General features: G+C 65.1%; 18 protein-coding genes. 6 read left to right on the top strand and 12 right to left on the bottom strand.

Annotated features, from left to right (window positions below; all coding sequences use genetic code 11):
- Positions 1-1,147 (bottom strand): fumarylacetoacetate hydrolase family protein (locus tag AC5RV1_RS11575; protein ID WP_493994620.1); only part of this gene is annotated, 1,147 nt, incomplete at its 3' end.
- A gap of 220 nt (positions 1,148-1,367) precedes the next feature.
- Between AC5RV1_RS11575 and AC5RV1_RS11570 the strand changes: the two genes are divergently transcribed.
- Positions 1,368-3,278, top strand: coding sequence for an FAD-binding monooxygenase (locus AC5RV1_RS11570; protein ID WP_493994619.1), 1,911 nt, complete (start codon positions 1,368-1,370; stop codon positions 3,276-3,278).
- Here AC5RV1_RS11570 and AC5RV1_RS11565 read toward each other — a convergent pair.
- The 3 genes from AC5RV1_RS11565 to AC5RV1_RS11555 all read right to left on the bottom strand — a co-directional run bounded on the left by AC5RV1_RS11565 (position 3,260) and on the right by AC5RV1_RS11555 (position 6,868).
- The gene (locus AC5RV1_RS11565; protein ID WP_493994618.1) at positions 3,260-4,117 is read right to left on the bottom strand and encodes a prephenate dehydratase; all 858 of its coding nucleotides are present in this window, start codon (positions 4,115-4,117) and stop codon (positions 3,260-3,262) included. The two genes, AC5RV1_RS11570 and AC5RV1_RS11565, sit on opposite strands and share 19 nt — an antisense overlap.
- A gap of 100 nt (positions 4,118-4,217) precedes the next feature.
- On the bottom strand, positions 4,218-6,113 hold the full coding sequence (locus AC5RV1_RS11560) for an alpha-amylase family glycosyl hydrolase (RefSeq protein ID WP_493994617.1): 1,896 nt from the start codon (positions 6,111-6,113) through the stop codon (positions 4,218-4,220).
- Positions 6,114-6,211: 98 nt separating this feature from the next.
- Entirely contained in the window at positions 6,212-6,868 is a 657-nt protein-coding gene (locus tag AC5RV1_RS11555) for an AmiS/UreI family transporter (RefSeq protein WP_493994616.1), read from the bottom strand.
- A gap of 198 nt (positions 6,869-7,066) precedes the next feature.
- On the opposite strand from AC5RV1_RS11555, the gene gdhA reads away from it, so the two are divergent.
- The gene (gdhA, locus tag AC5RV1_RS11550; protein WP_493994615.1) at positions 7,067-8,404 is read left to right on the top strand and encodes an NADP-specific glutamate dehydrogenase; all 1,338 of its coding nucleotides are present in this window, start codon (positions 7,067-7,069) and stop codon (positions 8,402-8,404) included.
- 38 nt (positions 8,405-8,442) lie between these two features.
- On the opposite strand, the gene AC5RV1_RS11545 is transcribed toward gdhA, so the two are convergent.
- From AC5RV1_RS11545 to AC5RV1_RS11520, 6 genes are all read right to left on the bottom strand, one after another.
- Complete coding sequence (locus AC5RV1_RS11545) at positions 8,443-9,534, bottom strand: alanine racemase (protein ID WP_493994623.1); 1,092 nt, start codon at positions 9,532-9,534, stop codon at positions 8,443-8,445.
- Positions 9,535-9,636: 102 nt separating this feature from the next.
- A complete protein-coding gene (locus AC5RV1_RS11540) occupies positions 9,637-10,368 on the bottom strand; it encodes a hypothetical protein (protein ID WP_493994614.1) in 732 nt (243 codons plus the stop codon).
- Positions 10,365-11,297: a carbohydrate ABC transporter permease gene (locus tag AC5RV1_RS11535; protein WP_493948030.1), complete on the bottom strand. Its 933-nt coding sequence runs from the start codon at positions 11,295-11,297 to the stop codon at positions 10,365-10,367. Before AC5RV1_RS11535 ends, AC5RV1_RS11540 begins: the two co-directional genes overlap by 4 nt.
- Positions 11,297-12,232, bottom strand: coding sequence for a carbohydrate ABC transporter permease (locus AC5RV1_RS11530; RefSeq protein ID WP_493948029.1), 936 nt, complete (start codon positions 12,230-12,232; stop codon positions 11,297-11,299). The genes AC5RV1_RS11535 and AC5RV1_RS11530 overlap by 1 nt, the downstream gene beginning before the upstream one ends.
- A 118-nt stretch (positions 12,233-12,350) precedes the next feature.
- The gene (locus AC5RV1_RS11525; protein WP_493994613.1) at positions 12,351-13,631 is read right to left on the bottom strand and encodes an ABC transporter substrate-binding protein; all 1,281 of its coding nucleotides are present in this window, start codon (positions 13,629-13,631) and stop codon (positions 12,351-12,353) included.
- Positions 13,632-13,687: 56 nt separating this feature from the next.
- Positions 13,688-14,701, bottom strand: coding sequence for a hydroxyacid dehydrogenase (locus tag AC5RV1_RS11520; RefSeq protein WP_493948027.1), 1,014 nt, complete (start codon positions 14,699-14,701; stop codon positions 13,688-13,690).
- A 157-nt stretch (positions 14,702-14,858) separates the two neighbouring features.
- Here AC5RV1_RS11520 and AC5RV1_RS11515 point away from each other — a divergent pair, with 157 nt between their 5' ends.
- Genes AC5RV1_RS11515 through AC5RV1_RS11500 form a run of 4 tightly spaced genes read left to right on the top strand, consistent with a single transcriptional unit; the run spans position 14,859 to position 20,711 of the window.
- Positions 14,859-16,841: a heparinase II/III family protein gene (locus AC5RV1_RS11515; protein WP_493994612.1), complete on the top strand. Its 1,983-nt coding sequence runs from the start codon at positions 14,859-14,861 to the stop codon at positions 16,839-16,841.
- Positions 16,838-17,989, top strand: coding sequence for a LacI family DNA-binding transcriptional regulator (locus tag AC5RV1_RS11510; RefSeq protein ID WP_493994611.1), 1,152 nt, complete (start codon positions 16,838-16,840; stop codon positions 17,987-17,989). Before AC5RV1_RS11515 ends, AC5RV1_RS11510 begins: the two co-directional genes overlap by 4 nt.
- Positions 17,986-18,753 (top strand): ThuA domain-containing protein, encoded by a 768-nt coding sequence (locus tag AC5RV1_RS11505; RefSeq protein ID WP_493994610.1) that lies wholly within the window; start codon positions 17,986-17,988, stop codon positions 18,751-18,753. The genes AC5RV1_RS11510 and AC5RV1_RS11505 overlap by 4 nt, the downstream gene beginning before the upstream one ends.
- Before the next feature lie 41 nt (positions 18,754-18,794).
- Positions 18,795-20,711, top strand: a complete 1,917-nt coding sequence (locus AC5RV1_RS11500; protein WP_493994609.1) for a DUF2264 domain-containing protein — start codon at positions 18,795-18,797, stop codon at positions 20,709-20,711.
- Between the two features lie 43 nt (positions 20,712-20,754).
- Here AC5RV1_RS11500 and AC5RV1_RS11495 read toward each other — a convergent pair whose 3' ends face one another.
- Positions 20,755-21,504: a ThuA domain-containing protein gene (locus AC5RV1_RS11495; protein WP_493994608.1), complete on the bottom strand. Its 750-nt coding sequence runs from the start codon at positions 21,502-21,504 to the stop codon at positions 20,755-20,757.
- Positions 21,504-22,637 carry a Gfo/Idh/MocA family protein gene (locus tag AC5RV1_RS11490; protein ID WP_493994607.1) on the bottom strand — a complete coding sequence of 378 codons (1,134 nt, stop codon included), beginning with the start codon at positions 22,635-22,637 and terminating at the stop codon, positions 21,504-21,506. Before AC5RV1_RS11490 ends, AC5RV1_RS11495 begins: the two co-directional genes overlap by 1 nt.
- Between the last annotated feature and the right edge of the window lie 213 nt (positions 22,638-22,850).

Genomic DNA, 22,850 nt, shown 5'->3' with positions numbered 1-22,850 from the left:
GCATCTCCAGGCCTGCCACGGCGGTGTAGTCGCGGACGCCGCCGTCGGTGATGATCGCCGCGGCGCCGCGCACCTGGGCGCGCAGGGCCAGGATGTCTCCCACGGTGCCGGTGCCTTTTTCGCCGCGGGCTTCCATCACCAGGATTTCACCCTCGTTGACCGAGTCGATGGCCCGCTTTTGTGCGTTGAACCCGCCGCCGTGGATCTTGAACAGGTCCTCGCGGTTGGGAACATAGCGCAGGGTCCGGGCCAGGCCCACCACGCGCCGGTCCGGGCGGGTGGACTTCAGCCCGTCGATGCTGACGTTGTTAAGGCCGCGCTTGCGCAGCTGCGAGGACAGGGTGGCCGTGGCCACGCTTTCCAGCTTGGCCTTCAGCTCCGGGGTCAGGACACTTGCTGCCTCGGGCAGCCCGGCGGCCTCGCGGGACCCCCACGCCTCCTCCCGCTGCAGGTCATCAACCTTGGGCCCGGCACCGAATTCCGCGAACGGCGTCGTGCCTTCCTCCACCCGGGTGACCAGGCGGCCCGTGGTGAGGTCTCCTGCGGTGACCTCCACTTCGAGCACGTCCCCGGGTTTGGCGACGGACGCGCCGGCCGGGGTGCCGGTGAGGATAATGTCCCCCTCCTCAAGCGTCAGCAACTGGGACAGGTCCGCCACCAGCCGGGCGAACGGGAAGAGCAGGTCCTCCGTGGTGTCGTCCTGAACCATTTCGCCGTTGTGCCAGGTGCGGATGCGCAGTTTGGCGGGGTCGACGGCGTTTGCCGGGATCAGTGCCGGGCCCACCGGTGTGAACCCGTCCCCGCCCTTGGACCGTAGGTTGGAGCCCTTGTCCGCGTAGCGCAGGTCGTAGACGCCCAGGTCGTTGCTGGCAGTGACGGCGGCAACGTGGCTCCACGCGTCCTCCATGCCTACCCGGCGGGCGGCCTTGCCGATGACCAGGGCGATCTCGCCTTCGTAGCCGAGAAGTTCGCAACCCGCAGGGCGTTCGACGGCGTTGCCGGTAATGGAGAGCGACGAGGACGGCTTGAGAAAGTAGGACGGCTGGGATGGTGTGCGTCCCCGCTGTGCAGCGCGGCTGGGGTAGTTGATGTGCACCGCGATCACCTTCCGTGCCGCTGCGAGGATGTCCTCGTTGACCTGCTCCAAAACCGCTCCTTGTGAAGTACGAAATCGTATACGATCACCTTCGCTCTGCGCGCCGCTGTTTGTCAAGCCTTTTTTCGCGCCGAATTTGCGGCTCTTGTCGTCCGCATCACACGTGGCGTACAGTGTTGCTCCACAGCGTGGTTTTCTCATATGGAAACTGAAATTCTATTATCGAACACATAATCCGGCCCTCCAGCCACACAACGAAGTGAGGATTCCCGTGCAGTTTCACCACCACGGTTACGTATCCGGAGACCCGCGGGTAAAGCCTGCGGCCGGCGTTGGGCTCACCCGCCCCGAGGAACTCCCGGAGGACGTCGATGTGCTGATTGTTGGTACCGGACCTGCGGGAATGGTGGCTGCGGCCCAGCTTTCGATGTTCCCGGATATCAGCACACGGATCATCGAACGCCGCCCGGGCCGGCTTGCTATCGGACAGGCCGACGGCATCCAGGCGCGCAGCGTCGAAACCTTCCAGGCCTTCGGATTCGCCGAGCGCATCATCGCCGAGGCCTACCGCATCACCGAGATGGCGTTCTGGAAGCCGGATCCCTCGGACCGCAGCCGCATCATCCGGACTGCCCGCACTCCTGATGACCCCACGGGCATCAGCGAGTTCCCCCACCTCATCGTCAACCAGGCCCGGGTCCTGGATTACTTCGCCGAATACGCCGCCAACTCACCCACCCGGCTGAAGCCAGACTTCGGGTACGAGTTCCAGTCGCTCAGCATTCAGGACGGTGGGGAATACCCTGTCACCGTGACGCTCCTGCACACCTCCGGTCCGAATGAGGGCCAGGAACGCGTGGTGCGCGCCAAATACGTGGTGGGTGCCGACGGCGCGCGGAGCAAAGTGCGCGCAGCGATTGGCTGCACGCTCGCCGGAGACCAGGCCAACCATGCCTGGGGCGTCATGGATACCCTGGCCGTCACCGACTTCCCCGACATCCGCACCAAGTGCGCCATCCAGGGCGAAAAGGGCAGCATCCTGCTGATCCCGCGGGAAGGCGGCCACTTGTTCCGTATGTACGTGGACCTGGGTGAGGTGGATCCCGCGACGCATCACGCCGTACGCAACACCACTATCGAGCAGATCGTCCACAAGGCCAATGAAATCCTCCACCCCTACACCCTGGACGTGCGGAATGTAGCGTGGCACAGCGTCTACGAAGTGGGGCACCGCCTCACCGACAGGTTCGACGACGTCCTGCCGGAGGACCGCGGCACCAGGACTCCGCGAGTGTTCATCACCGGCGACGCCTGCCACACTCACAGCGCCAAGGCCGGGCAGGGCATGAACGTTTCGATGCAGGACGGCTTCAACATTGCCTGGAAGCTTGGGCACGTGCTTGAGGGGCGCAGTCCGGAAAGCCTGCTTTCCACCTACTCCGCCGAGCGCCAGGTGGTGGCAAAGAACCTCATCGACTTCGACAAGGAATGGTCCACCATGATGGCCAAGAAGCCCGAGGAGTTCGAAAACCCCTCGGACCTCGAGGACTTCTACGTGCGCACCGCAGAGTTCCCGGCCGGATTTATGACCGAGTATGCGCCGTCCATGCTGGTGGCCCCCGCCAAGCACCAGGCGCTGGCCACGGGCTTCCCGGTGGGCAAACGCTTCAAATCGGCACCCGTGGTGCGCGTGGGCGACACCAATCCGATCCACCTCGGCCACCACGCCACGGCCGACGGGCGGTGGCGCATCTACGTCTTCGCGGACGCAGCCCCTGCCGGTTCGCACTCAGCTGTTGTTGACTTCGCCGAGTGGATCGCACACTCGCCGGACTCGCCTCTGGCCGCGACGCCGTCGGGCGCTGACCCTGACGCCTGGTTCGACCTGAAGGTGATCTACCAGCAGCCGCACACGGCCGTGGACATAGGACAGGTTCCCGCCGTTTTCAAACCGCAGGTGGGCCCGTTCAAGCTGACCGACTACGAAAAGGTGTACGCTACCGATCCCGGCGCCGACATCTTCGAGCTCCGAGGCCTGGACCGCGGCGGTGTGGTGGTGGTGGTGCGCCCAGACCAGTATGTTGCCAACGTTCTGCCACTCACCGCGACGGCCGAGCTCGGCGGGTTCTTCTCTGCCCTCCTGAAGCCGCGCCAGTCCTCGGATCATCCGCTGACGGTCTGAGCAGTCCTGTACTCCGCGGCGGCATAGACCCCAAGGATCCGCACCTCGGTGGTGAAGAAGTCCAGTTCCTCGAGGGCCAGCTTCAGCGGCAGGTCCTCGGGGTGGCCTTCGACGTCGGCCATAAACATGGTGGCCGCAAACTCGTTGCCCACCATGTAGCTTTCCAGTCGCGTCATGTTCACGCCGTTCGTCGCGAACCCGCCCAGCGCCTTGTACAGGGCGGACGGGACGTTGCGGACGCGGAACACAAAGCTGGTGACCGCCGGTCCGGGCAGCTCGTCCCGGGCCGGCAGCGCCGCTTCCCGGGCCAGGACCACAAAGCGGGTGGTGTTGGAGGGATCGTCTTCCACCCGCGACGCCAGCACTTCGAGGCCGTAAATCTGCGCGGCCAGCGGGGGAGCGAGGGAGAGCTTGCGGGGATCGTTCCACTCGGCCACTTCCCGCGCCGACCCCGCGGTGTCGCCGGCGATCACGGGCTTGAGGCCGTGCTCACGGATGAGCTTCCTGCACTGGCCCAGGGCATGGATGTGGCTGTGGACCTCGGTGGCGTCCTTGATGGTGCTGCCCGGGATGCCCAGAAGGTCAAAGTGGATGGGCAGGAAGTACTCGCCCACAATCTGCAGGTTGGACTGGGGCAGCAGGATGTGGATGTCCGCCACCCGGCCGGCAATCGAGTTCTCGATGGGAATCATGGCCAGGTCCGCCTCGCCGCTGGACACGAGCTCAAACGCATCCTCGAAGCTCGCGCAGGGCACGCTTTCCATGTCCGGGAACATCTGCTGGCACGCGATATTGGAGTTGGCGCCGGGTTCACCTTGGTACGCAATCTTGGAGGCCATGATCCGTATGGTTTCACGCCCCGCGCCTACGGTCCCAACTGGGTAGCGCCAAGTGTCGTTTTGGGTGGTCAAAACGTCATTTGGCGCTACCTAGTTGGGATTATGAGGGGGTGACGCGCAACCAGACATACTGGCGCGGTAGGAGCGTGACGCCCTCGTCCAGTTTCAGCTCGGCTTCGGAGAGGAGGTCGACGGCGGCGCTTGAGTATCCGGCAAAGATTTCCGCAGGCAGGGTCTGCGGCAGGTCGCTGAAGTTGGCCAGTGCCAGAACCCGGGTGCGCTGCCCGACCCGCTGGTAAGCAAGAATCCCGCGGTTGTGGGTGGCGAAGTCCAGCAGCCGGGTGCCGGCCAGTTCAGGAGTGCTCGCCCGGACCTCGATCATTCTTTTCAATCCCGCATAAACGGCGCCTTCGGGACTGGAAGGATCATGGCGGCGGGCGTACTGCTCCATGGGGTAGTACGGCCGGTGGACCCAGCGGCTGTCCGCCTCGTGCCCGGGCTCGGAGGCGTAGCTGTAGTCGTTCACCTGGCCCACTTCGTCGCCCAGGTACAACAACGGAATCCCGCCGGTGCTGAAGGCAACCGAGTGGGCCAGCAGGATCCGCTCCACCGCCTCAGCCGGGTCCACCTCCATGCCGCACAGGGACGCCGTCGTGCCTGAAATCCTGCAATCACCCGTCTTGGGGTTGTCCTGGAAGGGGACCCCGCGGGCAAAGCTGCCGGGGAATCGGTTGACGTAGAAGGAGTTCAGGAAGCGGCGGTGGTCAAAGCCGTTGATGCCCAGTTCGGCAGCGTCCTCGTCGGCGAAGGTCCAGCCGATGTCGTCGTGGCTGCGGACGTAGTTCACCCAGGACGTGCCGTCCGGGATGTTGTGCCGGCGCTCGAGTGCCTGGGCCAGGAGCGAGACGTCGCGGGTTGCAAGGGATTCCCAGATCAGGGCCATTTGCAGGGGGTTGTAGGAAATCTGGCATTCGGCGGGGTCGATGTAGCGGGCTACCTCGTCAGGGTGCACGATGGCCTCGGATTTGAACAGCAGGGATGGCGCCGCCAGCCGGCACACCGCATTGAAAGCCTGCAGCAGCGTGTGGGCTTCGGGAAGGTTTTCGCAGGGGGTGCCCAGCTGCTTCCAGATGAAGGCGACCGCGTCCATACGCAGGATGTCCACGCCCTGGTTGGCCAGGAACAGCATTTCGCCGGCCATGGCGCGGAAAACGTCCGGGTTGGAGTAGTTCAGGTCCCATTGGTAGGTGTGGAACGTGGCCCAGACCCAGCGGTCTTCCTCCATTTGAATGAAGGACCCCGGGTGGTTCTCGGGGAAGATTTCCCGGACGTTCTGTTCGAAGGCGTCCGGCATGCTGCGGTCCGGGAAGATCCAGTAGTAGTCGCTGAACTCGGGATCGCCGGCAGCGGCGCGCCGGGCCCACTCGTGTTCATCGGAGGTGTGGTTGAAGATGAAGTCAACCACCAGGCTCATCCCGTTGGCCCTCAGCTCCGCCGCCAGATCGCGGAGCTGTTCCATGGTGCCCAGCTTTGGGTTCACCTCCCGGTAGCTGGAGACGGCGTAACCGCCGTCTGAATGCGGCTCCGGTGCCAGGAACAGCGGCATGAGGTGCAGGTAGGTGAGGCCGAGTTCCTTGAAGTACGGGATGCGGCTCCGGACTCCTTCCAGGTTTTCGGCGTACCGGTCAACGTAGCAGACGCCGCCCAGCATGTTGTTGTCCTGGAACCAGCCGGGGTTCGCCTCCCGCTTGGCGTCGATGGCCTTCAACCCTGCCGGGCGGTCCTGCCAGGAGCGGGCGCACTGCAGGACCAGTGCGCCGAGCTGGTCCAGCCAGTCCCCGCGGGAACCGTACAACGACTGGAAGAGCCGGAGGAGGTCCGGGAAGTGCAGGTCGAACCGCCGCTCGAAGTCGGTTCCTGGTTCGATGCCGGCCTTGGCCATAGCTTCGACGGCGTGCTGCCGAACCATGTCGTCCACACCGACGAATTCCTGCATCACGGACCCCTTCCGACTGCCGGCCGGCTCGTCCGGCAGGCACTGTTATCGGAGTATCCCATGCTGCGCTGCGCGGGTACGGCCGACGGCGACGCCGTTTACCGCGGAGCGGTTGTTCCGTTCCGGGCCTGCAGGTGCTCCGCGTGGATACCCTGTGCCCGAGTGTGCCGGGCCTGCGTGCGCCTGGCCAGTACGCCGGCAGCAAGGAAAAGCCCCGTAAATAAAACCGCCGCCCCGGCAGCAGCCCGAACGGTGTTTGGCCACCATCCGGCGATGCCCAGGACGGCCGGGACGGTGGCCGTGGCCTGGCTGGCCAGAACAAGCGCCCAGCCGGTGAATACGTCCACTTGTGCCAGGCCCAGGGCCATCGATACGAACAACAGCGCCCACAGTGCGGACCAGCCGAGCCACAGGACAGCAAGCAGCGGATCGTCGCGGAGCCAGGCGGCCGCCAGGAGCAGGCCGACCAAGGCCACCATGCCGCAAAACCAGCCAAGCCCTTTCGAGCCGAGGCCAAGTATCACGTCCAGCCCGGCATACGCGTACGTCAACCCAAAGAGGACCATGCCGGCTGCACCCTTCAGCGTGCTTGCGCTGCCGTCCGCCCCCGTGACGTAACCGACGGCGAGGGACAGCTGGACGGACCCCACCACCAGACTGAGGACGGCTACATCCCGGCGGGGCAGGCGCCCCAGTGTGGCCAGCCCGTTGACGAGCAGCGCGGCGCCGGAAAGGAGGAGGCATAGATATGGCATCAGCGCACCCCACGCCTGCGTAAGTTGCTGAAACTTCTCGTAAAGTGGAATTCACATGTCACAATACGGACAATAGAGGGTAATTGCGACGCTACCTAACGTTCAATGGTCGTAATCGGATAAGTTGACGCGTAAAGTTTTGGGACGTTGCCGCCTCCGGGTGGGCCGCCCCTTGCCCGGCCACGTAAGGAAGAATTCATGGATGCACGACTCGAGGCCGTGAAGGCGATTGTCCTGGCCCGGAGCCCTGGTGAGGCAGAATTCCATCAGGCCATCACTGAAGTCTTTGAAAGCCTCGGCCCGGTCCACGACCGCCACCCCGAGTTCCTCGAAGCAGCCATCCTGGGTCGGCTCTGTGAACCCGAGAGGCAAATCATCTTCCGGGTTCCCTGGACAGACGACGAGGGCCGGGTGCAGATCAACCGCGGCTTCCGGGTCGAATTCAACTCCGCGCTGGGTCCCTACAAGGGCGGGCTGCGGTTCCACCCCTCGGTCAACCTCGGCATCGTGAAATTCCTCGGTTTCGAGCAGATCTTCAAGAACGCCTTGACCGGCATGCCCATCGGGGGCGGAAAGGGCGGCTCCGACTTCGACCCCCGCGGCCGCAGCGATGCCGAAGTCATGCGGTTCTGCCAGTCCTTTATGACTGAGCTCTACCGCCACATCGGGGAGTACACCGATGTCCCGGCAGGCGACATCGGGGTGGGCGGGCGCGAAATCGGCTACCTGTTCGGCCAGTACAAACGCATCACCAACCGCTATGAATCCGGTGTGCTCACCGGCAAGGGCATTTCCTGGGGCGGATCACTGGTCCGGCCGGAGGCAACCGGCTTCGGTACGGTCATCTTCACCAACGAAATGCTCAAAACCCGGGGGTTGTCCTTCGACGGGCAGCGGGTTGTGGTTTCGGGGTCCGGGAATGTGGCCATCCACGCCATCGCCAAGGCACAGGACTTGGGCGCCACGGTGGTGGCGTGCTCGGACTCCAGCGGCTACATCGTTGACGAGGGCGGGATCGACGTTCCGCTGCTGCGCGAGATCAAGGAAGTGCAGCGCGGCCGGCTCAAGGAATACGCCAACCGCAAGCTTGGCGCCCAGTACTTCGAGGGCGGTTCGGTTTGGGATGCGGGCGCCACGGTAGCCCTGCCCTGCGCGACCCAGAACGAGCTCGACGGCGCTGCTGCCGCCGCCCTGGTCAGCGGCGGTGTGCTCGCCGTGGGTGAAGGGGCAAACATGCCCAGCACTCCCGATGCGGTGTCCGTTTTCCAGCAGGCCGGCGTGCTCTTCGGCCCCGGCAAGGCAGCCAACGCCGGCGGGGTGGCCACCTCCGCTTTGGAAATGCAGCAGAACGCCAGCCGCGATTCCTGGTCCTTCGAGCACACCGAGCAGCGCCTTACCGAGATCATGGTGGGTATCCACGATGTCTGCGCCGCCACGGCGGAAGAGTATGGTGCGCCCGGGGATTACGTACTTGGCGCGAACATCGGCGGATTCGTGAAGGTGGCAGACGCCATGCTCGCGCAAGGGCTGATCTAGCCGGCACCCGCACGACGGGTGCTCTGCCGTTTGGCGGGCTACTTGTTCTTTCCCCGGGCTGCCACGCTCCACCGGTCCACGAGTTGTCCCTGCCTTACGACGGCAACCTCGTCAACGAGGTTGATGGCCAGGCATACATGGTTGGGGATGACCCGCAGCCGGGTGCCGACGGGTGGCGGCGCGCCGCCGTCGTTCCATTCCACGGTGGCGTGGTGTTCGGAGAGGGCGGTGACCCTGGCTCCGGGGTGGTCGATCAAGCGGCCATATCCACTTGCCCAGGCCGGGCGGTCGCTGCCCAGGATCTTGCTGCCGGCGTCAACGATAAAGCGCGAAGGGGTGCCCGGCGGAGTGGTGTGATGGCTGACCACCGTGGTTGCCACCGTGAGGGAAATGTCTTCAAGAGCGCAGCGGCCCAGCTCGAATTGCTGGGCGTCACCAAACACGTAGACTCCGGGCCGCACTTCGGTGGCAACGGAACCCTCGGTGAGCAGTGCCGTGGGGGTCGATCCGCCGCTTCGGACCTTCGCCTCGAACCCTGCCGCCGCAAGGACTTCTGCCGCTTGCTTCAGTGCTGCCTGCTCCTGCGCCGCCGCCTCGGCGGGCATCCCCGGGGCGTAGCTGTGGCCCGGGAAGGTGAACACGCCTGCCACCCGCAAACCGGCGTCGAAGGCTGCCCGGGCCACCTTTGCCGCCGCTTCCGGCGGGACACCGCTGCGGTGGTGGCCGCTGTCGATCTCCACCAGCACGGCCACGTCCCCGGCCTGGCCGCCTAGGCCGGCTCCAAGCACCGCCGCGCCGGATGCGGAGTCCACACCTACTGAAATTGCTGCCGTTGCCGCCAGCCGCCGGAGGCGCCCGGCTTTTTGGGGCGAGAGCCACAGTGGGTAGGCAATGAAGATGTTGTCTACACCCCGCGCCGCAAACACCTCCGCCTCGCCGATGGTTGCCACTGTCAGCCCGGCAGCACCAGCCGCGAGCTGCCGGGCAGCGATTTCGGGGATCTTGTGGGTCTTGGCATGCGGGCGCAGGGCCAGGCCTTTTGCCTGGACGGCCCGGGCCATTTTGGCGATGTTCCGGTGCAGGACATCGACGTCCACCAGGATTTCCGGTGTATCAATGTCGGCGGGAATGATTGCGGCATCGGCATCCTTGGATCCCAGCCATGGCTCGTTATGGTCAACACTCTTTGGCACCGCAGCCGCTCCTGCACGTCGTTCGCTGATATTCCGAAGCTACCCTACGGAACCCCCGCGCAGCACGGCGTGGAAGGCGTAGGCGGCGTTGCTCCAGACCACGAACAGCAGCGGCGCCGGTGCAAGGGCCACGCCCAGGACCGGCTGGAGCAGTGCCGCCGAGACGATGATGCCGAGCAGCACCAGCATGGCAAGGCTGAGGTACCAGCGCTGGACGCACAGGTAGAGGGATGCTTTGAGCAGGCTCTTGAGCCCTGCGTCCGGGAGCAGCACGGCCCCGGCGATGGCCAGCACTGCCACGCCGACAACGACGGCCGCCGCCACCACGATGACGGGAACCAGCACTGCCCCGGCGGGCAGCGACTGGACAATCATGAGGTCGACGCCGAGAAAAAGGAGGGCGGCGACGGCTGCCGACCCCAGCGGGGCTGCCCGCCGGAAGCTCCGCCTGTACCCGCGGAGGAACGCGACCACGGGCCTAACGGCAGTGCCGTCGTCGTTGAGTGCCTGAAACGCGGTGAACAGGCCGGCGAGCGACGGCGGCACTGTCACCGAGAGGGCCAGGAAAAACGGCCAGGCCGCGAAGGGATCCGCCACCAGGGCGAGGCAAAGGACCAACGGAGCGTTGGCCAGGGCCAGCAGGACGTTCCCGGCGAGGAACGTGTACACGAAGCCGAAGATGCTGCCGAAGGTGTCAAACCCCAGCCCGGAATTCCACCCCGCCCTCCGGCGCCGCTGCGGCCCTGCCAGGTCCTTCTGCACGGTGGTCATCCCTTCATGCCGCTCGTCGCTATGCCCTGGATGAAGTAGCGCTGCCCCACCAGGAAAATGAGGAGGATGGGGATCACGGAGATCACGGAGCCGGTCATGATCATGGCGTATTCGGCGTCGAACTGGCCCACGAAGGAGCGGAGCCCAAGCTGGACGGTCCAGAGCCGGTTGCTGGTGAGGTAGATGAACGGGCCCATGTAGTCGTTCCAGGTGTTGACGAACGTCAGCAGCGCCAGGCTGGCCAGGGCCGGTTTGGACAGCGGCAGGATGACGCGCGCCCAGATCCCGTACTCGCTCAGGCCGTCGATGCGGGCAGCTTCACACAGTTCATCGGGAATGGTCATGTAGTACTGGCGCATCAGGAACACACCGAAGGCGCCGAACGCCTGGAGCAGGATCAGGGCGTTGAAGCTGTTGGTTAGGCCCAGGTTCTGCATCATGATGTACTGCGGCACCATGTACGCCTGCCAGGGCACGGCAATGGTGCCGATGTAGGCCAGGAAGAGGACGTCGCGGCCCGGAAAGCGGACCTTCGAGAAGCCATAGGCCGCCAGCGACCCGGTCAGGACCTGCAGGCAGGTGATGATGACTGCCAGGTACAGCGAGTTCTGCAGATACCCCATCATCGGAATCCGGGTCCAGATGTCGCTGTAGTTGCTCCACACGAACTCGGTGGGAATCCATTGGATGGGAACAGTAAGGACCTGGTTGTTCTCCTTCAGCGAGGAGGAGACCATCCAGATGAACGGCACCATCAGTGCCACCACCAGCACGGCCAGAACCGCGTAGATCACGACGTCGGTGGTGCGGGCCTTGCGTTCTCTCGTTGAGCGTTTGCGCTGCGAACGGCGGTGGTCTTCCGGAGTGGATGTGAGGCCGGTTCCGGCGAACGGTGCCTCGGCTTTGACGTCTTCGGCCATGTTGGTCATCAGCGTTCCCTCCGCTGTTGGATCTTGAACTGCAGGACGGTGACCGTCAGGACGATGAGGAACAGCACCAGCGAGATGGCGGACGAGTAGCCGAACTTCCCTTCGCCGATACCTTCCTGGTAAATGAGCTGGGACAGCACGGTTGTGGAGCGGCCCGGCCCGCCGTTGGTCATGACCACAATGAGGTCGAAGACCTTGAAGCTGGAGACTGTCAGCATCACCACCACAAAGAAGGTTGTGGGCCGCAGGGACGGGATGGTCACGTTCCAGAAGCGCTGCCATGCGCTGGCGCCATCCACCTCGGCCGCCTCATAGAGTTCTGCGGGGATGGCCTGCAGGCCGGCCAGGTACAGGACCATGTAGTAGCCCATGTCCCGCCAGACGCTGGTGATGATGACGGCGGGCATGGCCCAGTCGGAGCTGGAGGTCCAGCCGGGGGTCTCGGCGATGCCGATGGAGTTCAGGAACTGGTTGATGGGGCCGCTGTCCGGGCTGAACAGCATGTTCCAGACGACGGCGACGGCCACCAGGGAGGTGATGTAAGGGAAGAAGATGGCCACCCGGAAGAAGCCGATGCCCTTGAGTTTGCGGTTGAGGAGCATGGCCAGGAGCAGGGCCAATGCCATGGTGAGGGGGACGTGGCCCGCAGCGTAAACCACGGTGTTGCGCAGGGCCACCCAGAAGGTGTCGCTTTGGAACATTCGCTGGAAGTTCTCAAGCCCAACCCAGCGGGGCGCCGTGAACGAGGTCCATTCCATGAAGGAAAGTGCGAAGGCTGCGATAACGGGGATGAGCGTGAAGGCCAGGAAGCCCAGGAAGTTCGGCAGGATGAAGGTCCAGCCGATCAAGGTATTGCGCCGCGCCTGCTTGCGGTTGCCGCTGCCGTGCCGGGGCAATGCCGGGGCGGCAGCCGGCTCGAGTGTTTCAGTAGTCATGATGACCCGCTCCCGGAAACCGGGGGCGTTCCTCCAATTCAGGATCGGAAAGTTCTGGTTTCCCGGGCCGGCGCTGCCCGCTGGGGGACGCCGGCCCGGGGAAGGGCTACTGCCTGGCCTACTTGCCCAGGACCTCGCCCTTGACGCGCTTGCCCATTTCATTGACGCCGTCGGTGACAGAGCGCTCGCCGACCATGATCAGGTCATGTTCCTGGTTAAGGATTTTGTCCGTAGCTGCGGACTTATCGCTCACCGGCATTTCGAGGGCGGTTTCGTCCGGGGTGAAGGCCTCCTTGGACAGTTCGTCAGTGGGCAGGCCATCCAGCTTGAAGTACTCAGCGGTGACGGACTCATTCTGCAGCGCAGGGACAACACCGATCTTGGAGATTGCCTTGGCGCCCTCCTCGCCGGCGGCCCATTCGATGAACTTTTTGGCTTCATCGGAGTGGGCGGCGTTCTTGTTGACCGCGAAGGCCGTGGGGGAGCCGAAGGTGGTGACCTTGCCGTCCGCTTCCTTCTGCGGCAGCGGAGCCAAGCCCCAGTTGACGTTGGACTTGCCGTCCTTCTTGGCCTGCAGGATGCCGGCGATGTACCAGGTGCCCATGGGCATCATGGCCGCCTGGCCGGTTTCGAACATGGTGCGGTAGCTGGTTTTCTGGCTCTTGGCCGTTCCGAAGTCCAAGGTGGCGCCGCTCTTCTGCAGGTCCAGGGTGGTGTTGTACTGGTCCTCCATGAAGCTGTACTCGCCGCTGTTCTGGTCGGCGCTGTTCTGGGCGGCCGCGATGGCCTGAACCGTGGAGCGCCAGATGTGGTGGTACGTGCCGTAGACCTTCTTGCCGCCCGCTTCTGAGCTGAGCTGCTTGGCGATCTCCGCGTACTTCTCCCAGGTCAGATCCTTGGGATCTTCGATTCCGGCGGCCTTGAAGAGGTCCTTGTTGTAGTACAGCAGCCAGAAGTCCTGCCGGTAGGGTGCTGCGAAGTACTTGCCGTCAATGTCGAAGGCGTCAATGCCGGCGAGGTTGTCCTTGCCAACGGTGTCCACCACGCTGTTGATTTCCTGCAGCTGGCCGTTGTTGGCGTACCGGGCGTAGTCAATGACATTCTTCATGGTCAGGACATCTGTGGTGTCACCGCCGGCGAGCATGGTGGTGACCTTCTGCGGGTAGTCGTCAGCGAGGATGTCCACGGGCTCGATGTCCACGCTGGGGTTCGCGGCCTCGTAACTGTCAAACAGGGCCTTGAATTCCGGTGTGCCTTCATAGTTCCAGACGGAAACCGTCAGGCGGGTCTTGCCGTCCTGGCTTTGGGGCTCGGCAGGGCCTGCGGCACCCGCGCAACCGGTCAAGCCAAGCCCGGCCGTGACGGCCAGGGCGATGGCGGCGAGGGTTGTGCGCTTCATTGCGTTCTCCTTTGTAGGGTTCCAAGTTTGCCGTAATGGCGGTGGTTGTACTTTGGTCAGGCGCTGAGCGAGAGGTCCTCGTGGAGCACTTGGGCGAGGAGCTCCTGGCCGGTGAGGTACCGTTCCAGGTCGTCCAGGGCGGCGTCGGACATCCTCCGGGTTTCCGTTCCCAGCGAACCTGCGATGTGCGGGGTGATGATCACGTTGGGGAGGCCGTACAGCACGGAATCCGCGGGCAGGGGTTCCGGTTCGGTGACATCCAGCAGGGCCGTGATGCGTCCGGTGGCACACTCGTCTTCCAGGGCTTTGGTGTCCACCAGCGAACCCCGGGCTGTGTTGATAAGGGTGGCGTGGTCCTTCATGGCCTGCAATTCAGGGGCGCCGATCATGTGCCGCGTTTCAGGCAGGGCGGGGGCGTGGACTGTCACGACGTCAGAGGCCGACAGCAGCTCCTGCAGCGGAACGAGGCGCCCGCCGGCGGCCGCCACGGCCCGTGGATCCGCATGAGGATCGCTGACCAGGCAGGTCACGTCCTGCAACTGCTGCACCAACTGCACCACCCGGCGTCCAATGCGCGAGAAGCCGATCACTCCGATGACCCGCCCGATGTTTCCCAGCTCCCCGCGCCGGGTACTGTAGCTCCAGTCCTCGCGGAAAGTGCGTGCGTCATTGGACAGTACGTGTGCCTTCTTCCCTGCCAGGATGATCGAGGCAAAGGTGAACTCTGCCACCGGGATGGCGTTCGCGTCCGCACCGTTGGTCACCAGAATCCCGCGCTCCCACAGTTCCTCACTCACAAAACTGCGGACCGTGCCGGCACAGTGGAAAACTGCCCGAAGCTTGGGCATCCGTTCCAGGCGTTCGGCGTCGAGCAGGGGAACGCCCCAGCTCGTCAAAAGGATTTCGACGTCGGAAAGCCGCTCCGTGAGCTCCGCACCATCGAGTGAATCCGTCCATGGGCTGGCCCCGAGGTCAACCACCTTTCCCAGCCGTTCCAGCCGGGTGCAATCAAATTGATCGGCAAAGGTTCCACTATTCATGACCAGCAGTGCCTTCGGCTTCAGTGACATCAGGGACCCTCCTTGCGCATTCTTGGCCTGAGCCGTTCCGGTCTGAACATGTCTTGCATCACATCTAACATTCCGTACATACTCATAAACAAGGCAGATCATTCAAGCTGCTCCTAATCGTTCCGAAACATTCATAGTCGAACAAGCGAAAGTAGCCATGGCCCTTCACTCCGTGCCAGCGGGCACCCTTGAACCACCCTTGGCTGCCGCCTGGGGCAGCAAGGCCGCCGGCCCGGAACTGGCAAGCCTGCTGGCCGAAGCGCGGCAGCGCGTACGGGTCCGGCCTGCAGAGGAAGCTGCGTGGGAAGGGGTCCCCGCCGCGCCGCTGGAAGCGCTGCGCCGGCAGGCCGCCAGGGAGAAAGGCACGGCGTGGCCGCAGCCCCTCGTCTCGCATTACGCCCGCTATTTCCGGGACGGCAACCGCACGGCTTACGAAGGCCTGGTAGCGGCACGCCAGCAGCGCCTCATCCGGGCGGTGGTGATGTCATTGCTTCCCGGCCCGGCTGCAGAAGGGGCAGCAGAAGAGGAGAGCTGGATTGATGAGGTGATCGACGGCGTGTACCTGCTGTGCGAGCAAAGCTCGTGGAGCTGGGCTGCGCATGATGACGTATTCTCCCGCTCCGGCGAGGTGGTGCCCAGAATCTCCAGGCCCTACCTGGACCTGGGGGCGGGGGAAGTCGCGGCGCAGCTGGCCTGGCTGGACCACATCCTGGGGGATCGTCTGGAGGAGAGGGCCCCTGGTCTGCGCCTCCGCATCCGGGAAGAAACCGCCGAACGGGTCATCCTGCCCTTCCTGGCTCGCCTCGACTGGCATTGGCTGGGGTTGCACGGCGACGTCCACAACTGGAATCCCTGGATCCATTCCAACCTTCTCGCGGCCGCCATCTTCCTGGTGGAGGATCCATCCGAACAGGTTCGAACAGTCGAACGGTGCATTGAAGGACTGGACCGCTTCCTCGCCTCCTTGCCCCCCGACGGCGCCATTGACGAGGGCTTCGCCTACTGGTGGAACGGGGCCGGCAGGGCGCTGGAAGGACTCGCGCTGCTGGAAGAAGCCACCGGAGGTGGACTCAATGCGGACCTTCCGGTGATCCGTGAACTGGTTGCCTTCCCGCACCGGATGCACATCGGAACGAACTGGTATCTGAACGTCGCCGACGGCCCCGCCCGGGCAGCCCGGGCGCTGCCGTGGGACATGCTGCACCGTTGGGCTGTACGCCTCGGGGACCAGAACGCCACCCGCCATGCGGCGGCCATGGTTTCCCCGTGCCCCGAGCCGGCTTCGGGCCTTGGAAGAGTCCTGCACTCGCTTCTGGGTGCGGCGGATACGACAAGCCCGGACACCCCGCCGCTGATTCCTTTCACGTACCTCCCGTCGGTGCAGATCATGGTGGCCCGGGAGTCCGCAGGCACTGCGGAAGGCCTGTTTGTGTCCGCAAAGGGCGGACACAACGGCGAACACCATAACCACCGGGACGTGGGCTCGGTGGTGGTTGCGGTCGACGGCGTTCCGCTGCTGGTTGACGCCGGCCAGCCCACCTATACGGCGAAGACGTTCAGCCCGGACCGCTACCACATCCGGGCCATGCAGAGCGCCTGGCACAGCGTCCCGGCACCGTTCGGACTGGAGCAGGGCACCGGCAAAGAGTTCGCTGCCGAGGCGCTGCGGGCGCCGAAGCCGGCGGACCCCACGCTGCAGCTGGCCTTGGGAGCGGCTTATGGACTGCACCCGGACCAGTGGATCCGAACGTCATCCCTGGACCGGAAAGCCCGGAAGGTTCTGGTGGAGGACCGCTGGGACCTGGGACATGCCCCGCCGGGAAGAGGAACGTCCGACGTCGACATCGCCTACCTTGCGGCCGGCACCGTTACGGTGGGGCACGGGACGGCCACGGTCCTGCCCGTGGGCATTCCCGCCGCCGGCGGCACCCGCGGAGCCCTCCTGCGCTGGGAGCCGGCCGCCGCCGTCGTCCTCGTTGACGAGTGGCTCCTGGACGATCCCCTCCTCGCGGACATCTGGGGCGCCAAGCTGACACGCCTGCGCTTCCGACTGCCCGCTGCATGCCTGCCGGAACATTCAAACGCTGAACATCCCAGCGCCACCGGCGCATTCACCCTCACCGTGGAGGCAACATCATGAGCCCTGATCAACCGCATGAAGCAGCAGGAAAGGCCCTGTTTTCGCTCCAGCGCAGGGAACGGTTGATGGAGGAACTCCGGGCCCACGGCGCCATCACCGTCCGGGATATCGCTGCGAAACTTGGAGTCAGCGAGTTGACCATCCGGCGCGACGTCAACCTCCTGGCGGACGAAGGGCTGGTATCCCGGGTCCATGGTGGTGCAACGCTGCCCAGCAGGCTGGACCGCTCAGCGGCCGCGGGCCGGCCGCAGCCGCACAGCTACGCCATCGGCATGGTGGTGCCTTCCCTCGACTACTACTGGCCGCAGGTCATCAGCGGCGCACGGGCGGAAGCGGAGGAGCAGAACCTCCGGATCCTGGTGCGCGGATCCGCCTACGATGCCGCGGACAACCGCCGCCAGGTCCAGGCGCTCCTGGACAACCAGAACGTGGACGGGCTGATCGTTGCGCCGGACATGACCGGCGAACAGGGCCAGGAGCTGCTGCGCTGGCTCAACGCGCTCCCCATTCCCGTGGTGCTGGCCGAACGCAGGTCGCCCATAGAAATCCCTGCGCACCGACTGGAATGGGTGGCTACTGACCACACCTTCGGCGCCGGTATGGCGGTCCGGCACCTCTGGCAGGAGGGGCACCGGAGGATTGGCTGCCTTACCGATTCGTCCAGCCCCACCAGCCCGCATGTGGTGCGAGGCTGGCGGCAGGCACTTGCTGCCCTGAAGATTCCGCTGGAGGGCTCGGTGCACGAGGATTCGGCCAAGCAGGAAAACGGGGAACGCGCCCAACACTTCGACCACGTCCTGGAGCTGTGCGAAAAAACCGGAACCACGGCCATGCTGGTCCACTCCGACACCCAGGCGGTGGCCTTCGTGCAGCACTGCGTGGACAGGGGGCAGCAGGTACCGGGGGACATGGCCATTGTGGGCTACGACGACGAGGTGGCCTACCTTGCCGAGCCAGCCATTTCTGCCGTGCGGCCGCCCAAGCAGTACGTGGGTAAGGTGGCTGTGCAGCTGATGGCAGCCCGCCTTGCCGAGGGGCGCATGCGCCCGGTCCACCGGATCGAGTTGAATCCGGAGCTGATCCTGCGTGAATCTTCCGTTGGCCCACCGCGCCTGCCCGGCTCCAGCGTGCTGCAGGAGTCCCGGTGACGGCGGGACTGACGCCGGAATCTCCCTCGTTTGACGGGGCCGCACGTCCGAAAGCGTTGCTGTTGAGCGGCACTGGCAGGTACGCCGACCCGTGGCACCCGTTCGCCGAAACGTCCACTGCGTTGGCGGATTTGCTCCGGGAGGCGGGATACGACGTCGACTTCCCCGCGGACGTGGACGCCGCCTTGGCGGAACTTGCCCGTTCTGGCGAGGTGGACCTGCCGGATCTCCTGGTGGTCAATGTCGGCCTGCCCCGTGATGGGCTGCCGTCCCCCGGCATTCCGGAGGCCACGGCGGGACTAAGACGCTGGGTGAACTCGCCGCGTCCCATGCTCGCCAGCCATGTCAGCGCCACCAGCTTCGTGGACCTGCCGGATTGGGAGGACGGGTTGGGCGGCCGCTGGGTCCGCGGGACATCCATGCACCCTGAGTACGGGCCGGCCACAATCCACATACGGCAGGACTCAGGCCCCCTCGTGGCAGGGATCCCGGACTTCACACTGCCGGATGAGCGGTACTCCTGGCTGCGGACCGCTCCGGACATTAACATTCATGCCACGCACACCCACGAAGACGCGGAACATCCCGTGGCCTGGTCATTCGAACGCCCCGTGCCCGGCTCAGAACCGGCCGGCCGGACCTTCTACGATGCCCTGGGACACGACGGCGCCTCCTATGAGTCCGCCGAACACCGGGAACTGCTCCGTCGAGCCATCTCCTGGCTGGCCCTGCCCCCAAGACCCGCTGCCCCCAAGACCCGCTGACGCCCTGATACCGCTGACGCCCTGATACCCCTGAGGAATCCATGCCCGCCACAACTCCTCCCGTGTCCCTGACCCTGTCTGCTCCGGACCGGACTCTTTCGCCGTACACCGGACTCACCCGCGAGCACTGGTGCGCCTACGCGGACTACCTTCTGCGCTCGGCCCACCGCTATGCGACGGATGATCACGCCAACCTGCACCTGCCTGGGGCCAACAGCGCCTACGGACCACGAAGCGATTCGCTGGAAGCCTTCGCCCGGACCTTCCTGTTGGCATCCTTCCGGATAAAGGGTAACCCGGAGGGCACCGGCTGGATTGCTGACTGGTATGCGCAGGGGCTGGACGCCGGCACCAATCCGGCCAATCCGGACCGGTGGCCAACCCCCGGAGAACTCGGCCAGGCAAAAGTGGAGGCGGCGTCCCTGGCGGTAGGCCTCGCCCTGACCCGTGACCTCCTGTGGGACAAACTTTCGCAGCGGGTCCAGGAGCAATTGGTCGCATGGTTCGAAACAGTGATCGGTGAGGAGTACCCGCCCATCAACTGGGTCTGGTTCCAGATCGTCGTCGAAACCTTCCTGGCCTCCGTTGGCGGCAGGTACTCGGACGAGGACATCGACGCAGGCCTGGCCATTCACGACTCCTTGTACCGGGGCCATGGCTGGTTCGCCGACGGACCCGAACGCGCCTACGACCACTACGTGGGTTGGGCCTTCCAGGTCTACCCGCAGCTGCTGCAGCTCATGGCACCGGAGGATCCACGGGTCAAGGCCCGGGCAAAGCTCGACGCGGATAGGCTCGCCGACTTCCTGGACGACGCCGTGCACCTGGTGGGGGCCAACGGTGCCCCGCTCATCCAAGGCCGCAGCCTCATCTACCGTTTTGCCGCCGCTGCCCCGTTCTGGTCCGGCCAGCTGCTGGGTAACACCCGGCTGAGCCCGGGCGTCAGCCGGCGGGCAGCGTCAGGCATCCTGGACTACTTCGTCAAGCGTGGGGCCATCACGGATGACGGGCTGCTCTCCATCGGTTTCCACGGCGAATTCCCGGGGATGAAGCAGTCCTATTCGGGCGCCGGCTCGCCGTATTGGGCTGCAAAAGGCATGATGGGCCTGGCCCTGCCGGCTGACCACCCCGCCTGGACTGCGGCCGAGGAGCCGCTGCCTGTGGAAACCGGGGACACGCGGAGGCTGCTGGCCGCCCCCGGCTGGCAGGTGGACGGGACTGTTGCCGACGGCGTGGTCCGCATCCGGAACCACGGAACGGACCATGCCAACGCCGGCGCTGCCGTGGCGGACTCGCCCCTCTACGCCCGGCTGGGCTACTCCACATCCACTTTCCCGGACCCTGAGCCGTCGTCCCTGGACAACGCCGTCGTTCTTGTGGACAACGCGGGAAGAACCACCCATCGGACAGGCTTTGAGTACCTCGGTCAGCAGGACATGGGCTTCGCGTCGGTGGGGATCTCCCGAGGCACCTTGAATTGGATAGCCGTTGACCCCGACGCCGGACCGGACCACGGCAGCGGCGCCAAAGGCACAGCGACGCCGGGGCCGGAGGTGACGGTTGTTTCCATAACGCGGGGTGCTGTTGAGCTGCGGCTGGCCCGGGTGCGGGGCACGGACGCGACTGTGGAAGGAAGACTTCGGATCGGGGGCTGGCCGGTGGACGCTGCATCCGGGCTGGTCAGCGAGGTCCGTCCCCTGCCGGGCTTCGGGGTGCCCTTGACCGACCTCGGAGCCTGGCGCCGGGACGGGCCGCACCCCATGGGGGAGCAGCTCGCCATTCCCTGGCTTGGCACCTCCGCCGCGGCCATCGACGGCGACTATGCCGCCGTTGTCATTCTCGCCGGCAAGGGAAGTGTGGAAACCGGCGCCGTCCGCTATGTCCCGGCGGAAGGATTTGAATTTGTTGACGGCACCGTCCTGAGCGTCGCCGACGCATTGGAGTTTTTGTCCGGATAAGACGACTTACAGGCCTCCGAAGCCCGCGCAGCTGGATAAACTCCTAGGCTTCTTCGAACCAGCCGCGGGCAGGGTTGGTCACTTCCGGGACCGAACGGTGCAGCTCCGGCTGGGAGGCCCAGCGGACCCCGTTGGCCAGCACCCGCTGAATTTGCGGGTGGTGGTACACGGGGTATTCCTGGTCGCCGGGGCTGAAGTAGAAGATGCGGCCCTTGCCCCGGGTGAAGGTGACGCCGGAACGGAATACCTCGCCGCCCGCGAAGGAGCTGATGAAGATCAGGTCGTCCGGGTCCGGGATGTCGAACAGTTCCCCGTACATCTCCTGCTCGGGGATAACGATGGGGCTGTCCACGCCTTCGGCAATGGGGTGCGACGGCTTCACGGTCCACACAAGCTCGCGCTCGCCGTCGTTGCGCCACGCGAGGGAGCAGCTGGTGCCCAGCAGCTTGGTGAAGACCTTGGCGAAGTGCCCCGAATGGAGGATGATCAGGCCCATCCCGCCCAGGACGTGGCGGTGGACGCGTTCGACGACGGCGTCGCTCACCTCGTGGTGGGCCATGTGTCCCCACCAGAGCAGGACGTCCGTCTCCGCCAGAACCTCCTCGTCAAGGCCGTGTTCGTCGTCGGTGGCCAGGACCGCCGTCGTGATCTCCGCCTCGGGATAGTAGGAACGGAGCCCTGCGGCGATGGCGCCGTGGATGCCGTCCGGGTAGATATCCCCGATGTGGGACGGCTCGTTGATGGCTTCGTGGACGCCCTCGTTCCAGACCCTGATCCGCAGTTTGCCGTTCATTAGAGACGAACCTCCTTTTGCTCACGCGCGGACTGGTAGCACGCGTCGATGATCTGTGCCCGGTAAAGGGCCAGGGATCCATCATGCTCACCCCAGACATCCTTGCCGCCGCGCACCGCCGTCACGAAATCTTCCACAACTCCGTCATGCGCGCGGCCCGGCAACACCGGCGGCACGTAATCGGCGGACTCGCCGTCCTTTTCGGTGAACACCCGAAGCTGGCCCACGGGTGGAAATGGTGCGCCCTGCACCTTGAGTTCGGCGCCGCCGTCCGTCCCGTAGACCGTAAAGTCCAGGAGGTCGTCGGTTTCGCGGTAGGTGGCCCAGCTCGCCTCGATCAGCAGGGTGCCGCCGCCTTCAAGGCGGAGGAATGCGGACGCGAAGTCTTCCACCTCAAAGGCGTGGCTGGAGGCCAGTGCTGAGTACGCGCTGCCTCCACCCCGCCCCTGCGGGCCCAGCTCCGAGTGGGTGGCAGCGGAGACCGCCACCACTTTGGGTTCGCCGAGAAGATGCAATGCGTAGTCCAGCGCGTGGACGCCGATGTCTGCCAGCGGTCCGCCGCCTGCCAGTTCAGGATTGGTGAACCAGCTGCCCAGCGTAGGGATGCCGGAGCGGCGCAGCCAGGAAGCCTTGGCGTAGTACGGCCGGCCCAGCCCGCCGTCGTCGATCACACCCTTCAATGCCTGGATGTCGCCGCGGCGGCGGTGGTTGAACGCGACGTCCAGGACGCGTCCTGCCTTGCGCGCCGCGTCCACCATGGACTGGCCTTCGGCGGCGTTGCGCGCGATGGGCTTCTCACTCAGCACGTGTATTCCGCGTTCCAGGGCGGCCACGGCGATGGGTGCGTGCAGGAAGGTGGGCACTGCCACGCTAACCGCGTCCAGGCCGCCATGCTGCAGCATGTCTTCCCAATCCGCGAATGCATTGGGAATGGAGTATTCAGCCTGCAGGGAGTCCCGGAGGTCCTGTTCCATCCCTGCCAGCGACACGATGCGCACGCCTGCCAGCGAATCGTAGGCTTTGAGGTGCTGCTGACCAGCCCAGCCAATGCCGACGACGCCCACCCTCAGTTCTTCTACTGGCTCGTTCTCCGGGGGAGCGGCGCGCTGTCCCGGCGATTGGTCGTTGTTCACTGATCTTCCTTATCTCTTGGAGGCGGGGGAAGGTTTCGAAGGTGCCGTGTCCGTGCCGTGAGAGGCTGCGTGGGTTTTCAACAGCATAGCTGCCTGTTACTTACACCGATGCGGAACCGCGGCTTCGAAGGACAACGCAAACGGCCGTTGCGGCACCACGTGCGGGTGCTGCAACGGCCGTCCCTGCGTTTCGCCCCGAAAGGCTCAAGGCAG

The sequence above is a fragment of the Arthrobacter sp. Hb9-2 genome (assembly GCF_059091165.1).
Note: the sequence above shows the minus strand (reverse complement) of the source record. Positions and strands in the feature narration are given on the sequence as shown.